The organism is Gilvimarinus sp. F26214L, from assembly GCF_054401055.1.
On sequence record NZ_JBTIYG010000003.1, the window covers coordinates 181951 to 194463 of the forward strand.

Here is a 12513-nt window from a genome sequence, read left to right on the forward strand (position 1 = left end):
ACCGAAGCACTCCGATATCGCAGGCGGGAGTTCGGTGTTGGCTCCTGTGACCTTCGCCAGCAGGGATGCTGGCGAAGAGCCCCCAGGGACGGGTTCACGGCGTGTCACAGGAGCCAACACCGAACTCCCGCCCTGGCACGCACCTGATCGCCCAATCCAAACGGGCCAGGAAGCGCAACTATCTCCCTTTACGCAATCGTCACACCATCATCCAGATAAACATCCTGAATCGCGTGCAGCAAATCAATGCCCTCTTTCATGGGACGCTGAAATGACTTTCGCCCGCAAATGAGCCCCATACCCCCGGCGCGCTTATTGATCACCGCCGTCCGCACGGCCTGCTGAAGATCATTCTCGCCCGAAGCGCCGCCGGAATTGATCATCCCCGCACGCCCCATAAAACAATTCGCCACCTGATAGCGCGTCAGCTCGATAGGATGATCCGGACATAACTCGTCATACACCTTCGCGTGAGTGTGGCCGAACTTCAACGCCGTATAACCCCCGTTGGAGACCGCCTGCTTCTGCTTGACAATGTCCGCGCCAATACTGGCCGCAAGATAATTGGCCTGCCCAGTAAGATCCGCCGCCGTGTGAAAATCCTGCTCCGGCGTCTTGAACGCCGAATTGCGCAAATAGGCCCACAGAACAGTTGCCATCCCCAACTCGTGAGCACGCTCGAACGCCATGCTCACCTCCTGAATCTGCCGTCGACTTTGCTCCGAGCCGAAGTAAACCGTTGCACCGACCGCCACCGCACCCATCTCATAGGCCTGCTCCACGCTGGCGAAATAGGTCTGATCGTACACATTGGGATACGAGAGATGCTCGTTATGGTTGAGCTTCATGATGAACGGAATCTTGTGCGCATAGAGCCGCGCGACGGCGCTGAGCACCCCCAGAGAAGAAGCCACCGCATTGCATCCGCCCTGCAAGGCCAGCTCAACAATATTGGCAGGATCGAAATAGTCCGGATTGATGGCGAAGGAAGCCCCGGCGGAATGTTCGATGCCCTGATCCACCGGCAGAATGGAAAGATAACCCGTACCCGCTAAACGACCGTGATTGAACAGCGCCTGCAAATTGCGCATGACCACCGGCGACCGATCACCGTTCGCCACAACCCGATCGACAAACTCAGGGCCAGGCAGATGCAGCCGGTCCTTACTGATCCCCCTGCACTGATAGCTGAGCAAGGGTTCCGCTTCGTCACCCAGAATCTCCGTGATGTCATGCATGCTTTGCCCCCGATCATCATGTTAACGACGATTAAAGCCACCAATCTAACCACTCATCGTGGCTGTACAGGCTGCTCCAGATCAAAGCATCCTTCAAAGACGCAAAAAAAAAGCGGCTGATTTTCAGCCGCTTTTCGCATCTGTCCGTTTCTACCGTGAATTAGGTGAGCGGAATCAACTCCAGCTCCACCCGGCGATTCTGTTGACGGCCGGCTTCGCTGTCATTGCTGGCGACAGGGTAGCGCTCGCCGTATCCAACTGCCTGTACCCGCCCGGCAACAATGCCGCGGCCGAGCAGATAGCTGCGTACGCTGCTGGCCCGCTCCTCACTCAGAGTCTGGTTGTAGCGGTCCGATCCGGTGGAATCCGTGTGGCCGGATACCTTGATCGCCGTTTGATCAAACTCCTTGAGTACGACGGCGACGGAATCGAGCACTTCAAAGAAGTCGGCGCGGATCTCGCTGCGATCGGTTCCGAATGTCACATTGCCCGGCATTACCAGCTCGATGGTGTCACCCACCCGTCGGACCTGAACCCCGCTGCCCTGCAGCCGTTGCCGAAGTTGTGCCTCCTGACGGTCCATATAATTACCCACGCCGGCACCAATGGCGCCGCCCGCAACGGCCCCGGTAACCGCCCCTTTACGGCGGTCCTCGTCGCTGGCCGAGGCGGCTCCCACCACGGCGCCCAAAACCGCACCCACACCAGCCCCCTGGGCCGTACGGCTGGTTTTTTGCTCACCGGTATAGGGATCAACTGTTGTACACCCTGCGGCAAACAGACCGAGGCTTGCCAATAAAATCAGACTCTTCAAACCTTGCATGCTTGATACTCCAATTGTTTTTCCAAAAAGATTCTGCGCCATCGTCACCGGTATGCCTTGTGCCCGCCCGCGGCGAATAGTAGCCTCAAACTCCCGGTGACTCGAGTGAATTTCCGTGCCTTTTGCGAATAGAACGCGCTATTTCGTCTTTTGTTCCATTTTGAGCCTTTTGGCGGCTTGCGGCCGGTACGCTGTCACACTTAATGAACAGCCTGTGTATGAGCCTCCACCGGCGCCGGTTTTGGAGCAGATTGCCGACCAGAATCTGGCTGCCTGCGTCGAACAGACCCTCAGCGATCAACAGATCGCCGACGCCCAGGAATTGACGCTGCTTGCGTGTACAAGCGCCGGGATTGAGAATCTGGACGGCTTGCAGCAGTTCACGAATCTGGAGCGGGTGGATCTAAGTAACAACGAGGTGGTTCGGCTTCAACCCCTGTTTGAGGCGGATCGGCTCAGGGAGCTTCGATTGGCAGGCAATCCCCGCCTGTCCTGCGCGGATGCGGACACTCTGGAAGAACTGAGAGGCGAACAGTTGCGGATCGAACGGCCCGAGCACTGCCGTTGATCCGAGCTGTCAGCCCCGAGGGCACGGCACCAACAGGGGCTAGGAGGTCGCGACCTGGGGGGTAAACATGAGGCCAATCACATTGCGGTGATGATGCATGACCTTCATGGCGACGGGTTCTTCGTTGATGGCTCCAACCATGCGCCGGAAGCGCACCTTCACGATTGTGCCGACCGGCGGATTGGGCTGATTCTCGATCAGCACCGAAGCGCCACCATCGGAAATGTCCTGGGTGAAGCCCACAATGGTGCCGAATGCCGGGTGCATGATTTCCACCCGGATTGAAGTGGATTTACGCTCAAAACGCCGTCTTTCGTCCAAGGCGGAATCTCCTGGTATTACTTGCAGAACATGGGAGTGCGCCGGGGGCGCCCGCGAACATTCTCGGTGGCTTTTGCCGTTACCGTCCACCACCTGCTGCGGACGGTCGGAACCGGCTACGGGGCTGCCCCACGTTCACCGGTTTCCAGTGCCCTGTTTGGCCTGCTATATCTGAACGCCGAGGCGGCGCCCAACGGCTTCGTAGGACTCCACCACGTCGCCAAGATCCTGGCGAAACCGGTCCTTATCAAGTTTTTCCCGGGTTTCCGTGTCCCACAGGCGGCAGCCGTCCGGCGTGAATTCGTCACCGAGAACAACTTCGCCATCGCTGGTTACCCCGAACTCCAGCTTGTAATCCACCAGCAGCATATTGCCTTCGATGAACAACTGCTTGAGTACGTCATTCACCCGGAACGTGAGTTCCTTCATTTTCTCCACCTGATCCCTGGTCGCCCAGCCAAAGGATGCAATATGGTATTCGTTGACCATGGGATCACCCAGAGAGTCGTTCTTCAGGAAGAACTCGAAGGTGGGGGGATTCAGATCCTTGCCTTCCTCAACGCCAAGCCGACGGCATAACGAACCTGCCGAAATGTTGCGTACCACACATTCGATCGGGATCATCTTCAGGCGCTTGACCAGGGATTCCTCATCCGAGAGCAGCTTCTCGAAGTGGGTGGGAATACCAGCCGCTTCGAGCTTTCCCATGATAAAGGCATTGAACTTGTTGTTCACCATGCCCTTGCGCTCCAGTTGTGCCACCTTTTTGCCGTCGAAGGCCGACGTGTCGTTTCGAAAATGCAGAATCAGGTGGTCCGCATCTTCGGTTGTGTACACTGACTTGGCTTTCCCCGCATAAAGTTCTTCGCGTTTTTCCATCTCACACCTTCGGTCAAGGGCACGCCTTGCGTGCACATCAAAGCAAAACAGGTAGCGGCAGCGCGAAGCCTCGCGCCCGCGCATCAAATCAGATTGCGGCGAACCGTAGTCAGCAACTCCCGGGTCGTGCGGCTTTCAAGCGGTCTGCCGCGGGCGTTCCGCACATGAACGTCCACACCGCTGCCGGAGTTCTTCACGAGAACGAGATAGCCGTCCAGTTGTTCCGGCGCCTGTTTGCCTGCTTCAAAAGCCGCTGGCGGGAACAGATCGCGGTTGTCGGGTGTGTCCGGCAGATCCATGAAGCTCAACACCTCTTCGATCCGGTACTGCTGCGCCGTATTGTCGCCACTGAACCAGCCACTGAAGAACCCGTCACTTTCCTCCGGGTCGGAGTAAGCCACGTAGTAGATCCCTGCATCGGAATCCTGATCCAGAATTTGCAGGCCTTCCTGCTGCAATGCGTGATTCAGAGAGGCCCAGGCACGGACCAGTTCCAGCTCCATGCGCAGCACGGGTTGCTGATTGCGGGACACAATGGAGATTTTCTCGCCGCCGCCAATGGTCTGAGCCAACAACGAGGCACTTGCGGAACCGATCTCAGCGGCAAGGTTCGCCGCCAGTTCCTGGATCATCCAGGATTCCTTCTCATCGCTGCTGGATCGCTCGGGCCAGGTGATTTGCTCCGGGGGCGCCGCGTCCCTCGGCATGCTCACATGGATCACGTGGATCTCCGCACTCTCGGGCTGAATCCCCTGTTCGATTCGCAGACGGTATTTGTCCCGGTTGTCGGGATCATCCTTGAAGGTGAGCCAGGCCGTTTCAATCAGGCCGCGGGGAGCGTCAGTACGTGTCACCTGCAGACCGTTGGCGTTGAGGAAGTTTCGGACCCGCGGCCAGACTTCGCTGGGCGAGGCGCTGGTAAAAATCCAGCTCTTATCGCCCAGCTTCTGAATTTTCACGTTCTCAGAGTAAGCATCGGTCGACAGGGCTTCGGGCCGGGGCACCTCGAATTCGTCGGGATACTGGTAGGCTTCACTGGACACATCAGGGATCGTGTAGAGCTGGCCAAGTACATTTCCGTCCACGTTCCCGGGAACTTCCATGGGAGGCATGGGCTTGGCTTTCAGATAATCATCACTGCGATCCCGGAAATAACCTTCATCACCGAACAGGAAGCCGCAGCCGGAAAGAGCCGAACAGGCAAGCACGGCCATCGTGAATGTTGAATACTTCATCTTGCTGCACACTTTAGTTCAAAGGATTGTTCGTTCAAACGTTGGTTGGATGATCAGTCCGAATACCGGAGCCCGGATTAAAGCCCCACGCCTCGCAAGGCCTCGCGGACTCTGTCACGGTACTGCTCGGCCAGCGGCGTCAGCGGCAGGCGAATCCCCTCGGGGATCATGCCCAGATCATGCAACGCCCATTTGACGGGAATTGGATTGGACTCCAGAAATAACGCCTTGTTAAGACTCTGCAGCTGCTCATCGACGCTGCGGGCTTCCTCGGCCTTCCCCGCGAGCGCCAGACTGCAGACTTCTGCAACCCGGTCGGGAACCACATTGGCGGTCACGCTGATGTTGCCGCGACCGCCCCTGAGCATGAGATCGAGGGCGGTGGGATCGTCCCCGGAAATCACCAGAAATCCGGCAGGCGCTTCGTCCAGAATTCGCTGTGCCCGGACCATATCCCCGGTGGCTTCCTTGATGCCGATAATGTTATCCAACTGGGCAAGGCGCAGCGCTGTTTCAGGCTGCATGTCCACGCCGGTCCGGCCGGGGACGTTATACAGCAGCTGAGGGATGGCAACCCGCTGGGCGATGTACTGGTAATGACGAAACAGGCCTTCCTGGGTCGGCTTGTTGTAGTAGGGAGTCACCAGCAGACAGGCGTCCGCGCCGGACTCCTTGGCGCTTTCGGTGAGCTCCAGCGCTTCCAGGGTATTGTTCGCCCCGGTGCCGGCGATGACGGGAACGCGACCGCGCACGGTCTCCACAACCGCTTTGATCACGGCCTTGTTCTCCGCCATGCTGAGGGTGGCGGATTCACCCGTCGTGCCCGCAGCGACAATGGCGTGGGTGCCCTTCTCGATGTGCCACTCCACTAGCCTGGCCAGGCAGTCCCAATCGATCCGATTGTCCGCATTCATGGGGGTTACCAAGGCAACCATACTACCTTGCAGCATCTTGTACTCCGTAGGGGGCTTGATCCGGCTTCCAATCGGGCTGAATGTGGTGGATTGAAGACCGGGTAATTACAGTGGCTTTGCGCTCTCGTCTGGAACATGACCGCCTCAGCGCCAGCGATCGTCCAGGCCTTGTCGTTGCGGGGTCTAGCCAGGCGAAGGAGCCAATGGTACTGAGGCCGTGTTCCGGACACAAGCGTCAGCGTTCGCAATGCCGGATTGCTCCTCCCGGTCACGCCCCGCGATGGCGGTGGCGCCGCCGACGGGAGCGTTTCGGCAATCCGTAGAGGTCGGGTTCGCCCGGGGGCCGGGACTTGAAACGGCGGTGCATCCACAGGTATTGCTCCGGGCATTCCCGGATGCATCGTTCCACATGTTCGTTGAGCTTCAGCGCGTCTGCCGTTTCGTCACCGGAGGGAAAGTCCTCAAACGGGGGAAGAACGCGGAAGATATAGCCCTTCCCGTCCGGACGGCGAAGGTTCACCAGCGGAATAACCGGTACGTCAGCCATTCTGGCGAGCCGCGGCAGGCCCACCACAGTGGCGGCAGGGATTCCGAAAAACGGCGCAAACACGCTGTGCTTGGGACCAAAATCCTGATCCGGCAGGTAGCCGATGCCATACCCTCTGCGCAGATGCCGCACCATGGAGCGCACGTCGCCCGCGGCGATGGCTGCCGCGGTGGGGTTGCGCCGGGCCCGGGAGCGGGCCTGGATCAGGTCGTAAACGGGGTTGCGGTGTGGCCGGTAGCTCACAGCCATGGAGTCCATCAGGCTGGTCATAGCGGCACCCATGATTTCGAGGGTGGTGAAATGCAGGGTGAGGAGGATCATGCCCTGCCCCTTCCGCAGCTGATCCTGGATGATCTCAATGCCCTCGATTGTGTACAGTTTTTTCAACCGGGAGACGGGCCAGAACCAGGCGATTCCGCTTTCAAATACAGCGGTTGCCGTGGAGACGAAGTTCTCACGCACCAGTGCCTCGCGCTCGTCGGCGCTTTTTTCGGGAAAGCAGAGTTCCAGGTTGCGGCGGGTGATGAAACGGCGCCGCTTCAGCAGGTGGTACGTGACCCACCCGAGCCCGCGGCCGAGCATCAGCAATACGGGGTACGGTAGCTGCGAGACCAGCCACCACAAGCCGAAGCTCAGCCAGGTGAGCCAATATCGGGGGTGCAGCAGGGCGAAGCTGAATTGGACTTTACTTCTGGAATTCACGGTTCTGTCGCAGGCTGATTCAGGGGGCGGGGTTGCTGTACTGCCGATGGATGGCTTCGATACCCCTCAGCAGCTCATCAGACAGTGTAGCCTCGGCACTGTCGATGTCGACTTTCAGCTGCTCCAGTGAGGTGGCCCCAATGATGTTGGAGGTGACAAATTCCCGGGAGTTGACGAAGGCGAGAGCCATGGTCGCCGGATCCATGTGGTGCTCATGGGCCAGCTTCACGTAGGCCTCGGCGGCCGCCTGGGCCTGGGGATTCTGGTAGCGGACGAAGCGTTCGAACAAGGTGATCCGCGCCCCGGCGGGTCGCTGCCCATTGAGGTACTTGCCGGTCAGCACGCCGAAGCCGAGGGGCGAATAGGCGAGCAGGCCGATGTTTTCACGGATGGACATTTCCGCCAACCCCACTTCGTAGGTCCGGTTCAGGAGGTTGTAGGGGTTCTGCACGCTGACGATGCGGGGCAGGTGGTGTTGGTCTGCGAGGCGGCAGTATTCCATGAAGCCCCAGGGGGTTTCGTTGGAAATGCCGATGTGGCGGACTTTGCCCTCTTTTACCAGTTCACCGAGCGCTTCGAGGGTTTCCTGGATGGGGATGCCGGTGTCGCGGGAGTGTCGATAGCCGAGCCGGCCGAAGTAGTTGGTGCTTCGTTCCGGCCAGTGAACCTGGTACAGGTCCAGGTAGTCGATTTGCAGGCGCCGCAGGGAGTCTTCGAGGGCCTGGCGAATGTGCTGTGCGTCCAGGCGTGGCCCACCGCGCAGGTGGTCCATTCCGGTGTTCTGGGTTCCCCGGCCCGCCACTTTGGAGGCGAGAATGATTTTGTCCCGGTTACCGGTCCGGGCGAGCCAGTTGCCGATGTAGGTTTCGGTGCTGCCTTGTGTTTCCGCCCGGGGCGGGACGGGGTACATTTCGGCAGTATCGATGAAGTTGATGCCCCGCTCCAGCGCGTAGTCCATTTGGGAAAACGCTTCATCCTGAGTATTCTGCTGCCCCCAGGTCATGGTTCCCAGGCAGATCTCACTCACTTGAATGTCGGTATTGCCAAGCTGTCTTTTTTTCATGGATTCGATTTGCCGATTGTTGAGTGGTTTTGTGCCCGTCGCCCGTTCACTGGGACAGTGATCGCCTCACATCGCGATTACGACTCCCGCCCCTCACACCAGATCCCACAGCTCGTCGTCGAACAGCCAGTGTTTCTCCGCGTGTTTCGCCGCGCGCCCTTCCCGCTCCAGTTTTAACAAATGCGCCCAAAGGGAAAGCTTGGCGATTTTGTACAGGCGTTTGTCAACGTCCGCGTAGACCACCTCCATGAGCTGGTCGAGTGTGGAATTGGGGATCTGCCGCAGTGCGGCGACGACCTTGTCCTCGCGACTCATGCGGTGGCGAATAAGGTCATTGACGGCCGCCTCGGCATCGGCGATCAGATGGCCATGGGCCGGGGCGAGACGGTCAATCGGGTAGCGGGTCAGAAGTTTCAGGGAGTTGATATAGTCGAGCATGTCGCCACTGGGTGGAATAATGACCACGGTGGCGCCTTGCATGATGTGGTCGCCCACGAAGGCGATCTGTTCTTCCTGCAGGTAAAAGCAAAAATGGTTGCCCACGTGGCCCGGTGTGTAGAGCGCCTCGACGGTGGCGCCGGGGGTGGAGATCCGGTGGCCGTGCTCCAGATGTACGTGGGGGGTGAAGCTCTTGTCCTGGTGACCGTCGTCGTCCAGCACCGACCCGTAAAGAGTTGCGCCCGTCGCTTCGGCCAGCGGCTTGGCGGCAGGGGAATGGTCCGGATGGGTATGGGTCACGGCGATCGCGCTGATTTTCCCCTGGGCCGCGGCCAGGATTGCCTCGATATGGCTGTCGATCCTGGGGCCGGGGTCGATGACGGTGATTTCGTCCGTGCCCACCAGGTAGGTGTTGGTACCCGGCCCCGTCATGGGGCCGCCGTTGGGAGCGGTGATGCGGACCACTCGCTCGCTGAGCCGGATAGGTTTGCCCGGGACGATCTCCGTCTCGATGATGCTGCTGTGTAGATCGGCCACGATATCGGCTTAAAAATCAGCTTTGACGATGGGGCTTACATCCTTGCTGTAGTCCACCGAATCGAAACCAAATCCGAACAGTCGGGCAAATTCGGCCTTATAGCCCGCGAAGTCGGTAACGTCGGTCAGGTTCTCTGTGGTGACCTGCTCCCAGATTTCTGCGACTTTGGCTTGTACCGCTGGCTCCAGTTCCTTTTCGTCCACGCGATAGCGGCCCTTGTCGTCCAGGCGCGGATTCGCGTTGTAGAGGCATTCGGTGTACAGGCGGTAGAGCTGCTCGATGGGGCCTTCGTGGGTGCCCTGCTCTTTCATGACCTTGAACAGAATGGACATGTACAGGGGCATGATGGGAATTGCCGCGCTGGCCTGGCTCATGATCGCTTTCAGGACCGCAACACGCGCTTCGCCGTGTACACCTTGCACTTGTTTATTGATGCAGTCGGCGGCTCGGTCCAGGTCTTCTTTCGCCTTGCCGATGGCCGCGTGGCCGTAGATGGGCCAGGTGATCTTGTCGCCGATATAGGACAGGGCGATGGTCTTGCAGTTGTCGGCCAGTACACCGGCTTCGGTGAGGGCGCTCAGCCACAGTTCCCAGTCCTCGCCCCCCATGACTTTGACGGTGGCCGCGATTTCTTCGTCCGTGGCAGGCTGAATGGTGACTTCGCCCACTTCTTCCTTGTCGGTATTGAGGCTCTTCTGGGTGACGGCTTCGCCGATGGGCTTGAGAACGCTGGAATAGGTTTCACCAGTCTTCGGGTCGGTACGCCGGGGCGCGGCCAGGCTGTAGATCACCAGATCCACGGTACCCAGGTCTTTCTTGATCTGCTCGATCACCTGCTGCTTGCATTCGTCGCTGAACGCGTCGCCATTGATGCTGTGGCTGTAGAGTCCGGCTTCCTTCGCCGCTGCTTCGAAGGCCGCGGTGTTGTAATAGCCGGCAGAGGCGGTTTTGGTCTCCGTGGGCGGCTTTTCGAAGAACACCCCGAGTGTGTCAGCTCCGCAACCGAACGCCGCGGTAATCCGCGAGGCGAGCCCGAAACCGGTGGACGAACCGAGCACCAGGACCTTTTTGGGCCCATTTTCAATGGCCGGCTGAGCTTTGATGTAGGCGATCTGCTCCGCCACGTGAGCAGCACAACCTTCGGGGTGGGCGTTGGTACAGATAAAACCGCGAATCTTGGGGCTGATGATCATTCCTTCACCTTTGTTGTATTCAGAAAGCGCCGCGTCTGTGGGCGACTTGTTGCCATGGCGTGAATGCGGGCGGTGCCGGGACCCTCGTGCTCGAGAACCTTGGGAAAGGGTGCAATTCGACAGGGGCGCCATTATAGCCGCTGATCCGGGGCTTGAATATGGCCGCCCTTTCGACCCGATCCGCGAAGCGGAACCCCGCAAGCGTCGTGGCAGCCAATTCATTCTGCACAAAAACCCGCTTCACTTGATAATGATCAGTTAAAGGAAGTGACGAGGATCTCATAATGGCGCATTTTGCCATCTGAGCGAGTTGTATCATGAGCCAGCGCGTCCTCAAACTTTACGATCACAGCGATCACATCTGTCTTTTCGTCACCGGCCTGGTGGAGGGGGAGGGCATCCCCAGCAATCAGTTGGCCATCGTCGATCACGGCGAGGCGGCACTGTTCGATCCGGGCGGCGACCTGACCTATACACCGCTGTCCATCGAGCTGGCCAAGCACATCAACAGCCATTCCCTGCGTTACGTGTTCGCATCCCATCAGGATCCGGACATCATCGCGTCCCTGCCCCGCTGGCTGATGCACACGGATTGCCAGGTGGTCACCTCCCGGCTGTGGAGCCGTTTCCTGCCCCATCTGGTGTCCAGTTTTGTTTCGGACCGCATGAATGCCTCGCTGGCCAGCCGGCTCCTGGAGCTGCCCGATGAAGGTGAGAAAGTTCCGTTGGGCCGCTCCCATATTCAGGCAGTCCCCGCCCATTTTCTGCATTCGGTGGGGAACTTCCACTTTTACGATCCGATCAGCAAGATCCTATTCTCCGGCGATGTGGGCGCGGCGGTGACTCCGGGGCAGGACCACCTGCCGGTGGACAATGTGGCCGAGCACATTCCGCATATGGTGGGCTTCCATCGCCGCTACATGGCGTCGAACCGGGCCTGCCGCCACTGGGTGCGCCGGGTCCGCAAGCTCGACGTGGAAATGCTGTTGCCACAGCATGGCCGCCCCTTTGTGGGGAAAAAGGCGGTGGGCCAATTTCTGGACTGGTTCGAAGGACTGGAGTGCGGGATCGACCTGCTTGACTGACGGTGCCTGCGCGATCAACAGGAAGCCGGTACACTGGGGAACCTTCTTTCCCGGGCGCAGATCGGAACCAACATGCTGAACAAGATTCTCGACTACTTCAATACGGAACTTGCCCGCAACGAGGGCGAGACCCTCAGCCACGACCAGTGTCAGCTGGCCACGGCGGCCCTGCTGATCGAGGTAGCAGCGGCGGACCGGGACTTCGGTGCCGATGAAATGCAGACCCTGCGCACACTGCTGGCCCAACGATTTGAGCTGGATGACAGTCAGCTGGAGGAGCTGACCCGGCTGGCGGAGGCGGAGCAGGAAGAGGCCACCTCCCTCTACCAGTTCACTCAGATGATCAACCAGCAGTGCCGGCCCAACGAGAAATACCAGCTGCTCCAGGGCATGTGGGAGGTGGCGTACGCGGACGGCAACCTCGACAAGTACGAGGAGCATCTGATCCGCCGGGTGGCGGAGCTGATCCACGTGCCCCACAACGAGTTCATCCGAGCCAAGCTGGAGGCCAGAAAGTAGCCGCAAACCCGGGTTCGCGAGTTCGCCGCCGGCAGGCTCTCACCCCCGCTCGAAGTTTTCCAGCGGGGGATCATCGCGGTCTTCCCAGCGCACCTCGGTCACCCGGGCAGTGGGCGGCCCGATTGCGACTTCTTTCTCCGCGTTGGCCACCTGCTCCGGGTCGCCGCACAGCAGGACCTCCACCCGCCCGTCCGGCAGATTGCGGGCAAAGCCGCTCAATCCAGCGCGCTGCGCGATTCGCTCCACGTAGGCTCGAAAGCCCACTCCCTGAACAATTCCGGACACCAGGCCATAACGGCTGATCATTGACTCTCCTCCTCTGTGGTGAACCGTCGGGGCGAACTCTCCATGCCGGCCTGAAGCTCAGCCGGAGGTGCATCTGAGTGATTAAAAAGCCCCTTAATGTACAATACCGCGCTTTTCAGCCATTCGAACACGGGTGAGGATTCC

Annotated in this window: 14 protein-coding genes; 3 read left to right on the top strand and 11 right to left on the bottom strand. The window is 59.4% G+C overall.

Annotated elements, in window-relative coordinates; genetic code table 11:
• Positions 1-188: 188 nt before the first annotated feature.
• Together ACURWW_RS04735 and ACURWW_RS04740 are read right to left on the bottom strand one after the other, a co-directional pair.
• Positions 189-1238, bottom strand: a complete 1050-nt coding sequence (locus tag ACURWW_RS04735; RefSeq protein WP_445616674.1) for a class I fructose-bisphosphate aldolase — start codon at positions 1236-1238, stop codon at positions 189-191.
• A gap of 160 nt (positions 1239-1398) precedes the next feature.
• Entirely contained in the window at positions 1399-2061 is a 663-nt protein-coding gene (locus tag ACURWW_RS04740) for an OmpA family protein (protein WP_445616673.1), read from the bottom strand.
• Positions 2062-2275: 214 nt separating this feature from the next.
• Between ACURWW_RS04740 and ACURWW_RS04745 the strand changes: the two genes are divergently transcribed.
• Complete coding sequence (locus ACURWW_RS04745; RefSeq protein WP_445616672.1) at positions 2276-2629, top strand: hypothetical protein; 354 nt, start codon at positions 2276-2278, stop codon at positions 2627-2629.
• A 39-nt stretch (positions 2630-2668) separates the two neighbouring features.
• Here the strand turns inward: ACURWW_RS04745 and ACURWW_RS04750 are convergent, their stop codons facing one another.
• The 8 genes from ACURWW_RS04750 to fabV form a co-directional block, all read right to left on the bottom strand.
• Entirely contained in the window at positions 2669-2950 is a 282-nt protein-coding gene (locus tag ACURWW_RS04750; protein WP_445616671.1) for a PilZ domain-containing protein, read from the bottom strand.
• Positions 2951-3115: 165 nt separating this feature from the next.
• Positions 3116-3829, bottom strand: coding sequence for a phosphoribosylaminoimidazolesuccinocarboxamide synthase (purC, locus tag ACURWW_RS04755; protein ID WP_445616670.1), 714 nt, complete (start codon positions 3827-3829; stop codon positions 3116-3118).
• An 83-nt stretch (positions 3830-3912) separates the two neighbouring features.
• Positions 3913-5064 (bottom strand): outer membrane protein assembly factor BamC, encoded by a 1152-nt coding sequence (gene bamC / locus ACURWW_RS04760; RefSeq protein WP_445616669.1) that lies wholly within the window; start codon positions 5062-5064, stop codon positions 3913-3915.
• A gap of 77 nt (positions 5065-5141) precedes the next feature.
• A complete protein-coding gene (gene dapA, locus ACURWW_RS04765) occupies positions 5142-6014 on the bottom strand; it encodes a 4-hydroxy-tetrahydrodipicolinate synthase (RefSeq protein WP_445616668.1) in 873 nt (290 codons plus the stop codon).
• A 232-nt stretch (positions 6015-6246) separates the two neighbouring features.
• Complete coding sequence (gene lpxL / locus ACURWW_RS04770; protein WP_445616667.1) at positions 6247-7227, bottom strand: LpxL/LpxP family Kdo(2)-lipid IV(A) lauroyl/palmitoleoyl acyltransferase; 981 nt, start codon at positions 7225-7227, stop codon at positions 6247-6249.
• Between the two features lie 19 nt (positions 7228-7246).
• On the bottom strand, positions 7247-8290 hold the full coding sequence (locus ACURWW_RS04775; RefSeq protein WP_445616666.1) for an NADP(H)-dependent aldo-keto reductase: 1044 nt from the start codon (positions 8288-8290) through the stop codon (positions 7247-7249).
• Between the two features lie 93 nt (positions 8291-8383).
• On the bottom strand, positions 8384-9265 hold the full coding sequence (locus ACURWW_RS04780; RefSeq protein ID WP_445616665.1) for an MBL fold metallo-hydrolase: 882 nt from the start codon (positions 9263-9265) through the stop codon (positions 8384-8386).
• 9 nt (positions 9266-9274) lie between these two features.
• Entirely contained in the window at positions 9275-10459 is a 1185-nt protein-coding gene (fabV, locus tag ACURWW_RS04785) for an enoyl-ACP reductase FabV (RefSeq protein ID WP_445616664.1), read from the bottom strand.
• A 317-nt stretch (positions 10460-10776) separates the two neighbouring features.
• Between fabV and ACURWW_RS04790 the strand changes: the two genes are divergently transcribed.
• Positions 10777-11544, top strand: coding sequence for an oxygen-binding di-iron domain-containing protein (locus tag ACURWW_RS04790; RefSeq protein WP_445616663.1), 768 nt, complete (start codon positions 10777-10779; stop codon positions 11542-11544).
• A gap of 72 nt (positions 11545-11616) precedes the next feature.
• Positions 11617-12063, top strand: a complete 447-nt coding sequence (locus tag ACURWW_RS04795; protein WP_445616662.1) for a tellurite resistance TerB family protein — start codon at positions 11617-11619, stop codon at positions 12061-12063.
• 39 nt (positions 12064-12102) lie between these two features.
• Here the strand turns inward: ACURWW_RS04795 and ACURWW_RS04800 are convergent, their stop codons facing one another.
• Positions 12103-12369: an acylphosphatase gene (locus tag ACURWW_RS04800; protein ID WP_445616661.1), complete on the bottom strand. Its 267-nt coding sequence runs from the start codon at positions 12367-12369 to the stop codon at positions 12103-12105.
• Between the last annotated feature and the right edge of the window lie 144 nt (positions 12370-12513).

What these genes read in the sequence shown, in the direction of transcription:
- fabV (WP_445616664.1), bottom strand. Translation starts at nt 10,459, where the DNA reads ATGATCATCAGCCCCAAGATTCGCGGTTTTATCTGTACCAACGCCCAC.
- ACURWW_RS04740 (WP_445616673.1), bottom strand. Translation starts at nt 2,061, where the DNA reads ATGCAAGGTTTGAAGAGTCTGATTTTATTGGCAAGCCTCGGTCTGTTT.
- ACURWW_RS04795 (WP_445616662.1), top strand. Translation starts at nt 11,617, where the DNA reads ATGCTGAACAAGATTCTCGACTACTTCAATACGGAACTTGCCCGCAAC.
- ACURWW_RS04800 (WP_445616661.1), bottom strand. Translation starts at nt 12,369, where the DNA reads ATGATCAGCCGTTATGGCCTGGTGTCCGGAATTGTTCAGGGAGTGGGC.
- ACURWW_RS04775 (WP_445616666.1), bottom strand. Translation starts at nt 8,290, where the DNA reads ATGAAAAAAAGACAGCTTGGCAATACCGACATTCAAGTGAGTGAGATC.
- dapA (WP_445616668.1), bottom strand. Translation starts at nt 6,014, where the DNA reads ATGCTGCAAGGTAGTATGGTTGCCTTGGTAACCCCCATGAATGCGGAC.
- ACURWW_RS04790 (WP_445616663.1), top strand. Translation starts at nt 10,777, where the DNA reads ATGAGCCAGCGCGTCCTCAAACTTTACGATCACAGCGATCACATCTGT.
- bamC (WP_445616669.1), bottom strand. Translation starts at nt 5,064, where the DNA reads ATGAAGTATTCAACATTCACGATGGCCGTGCTTGCCTGTTCGGCTCTT.
- ACURWW_RS04735 (WP_445616674.1), bottom strand. Translation starts at nt 1,238, where the DNA reads ATGCATGACATCACGGAGATTCTGGGTGACGAAGCGGAACCCTTGCTC.
- purC (WP_445616670.1), bottom strand. Translation starts at nt 3,829, where the DNA reads ATGGAAAAACGCGAAGAACTTTATGCGGGGAAAGCCAAGTCAGTGTAC.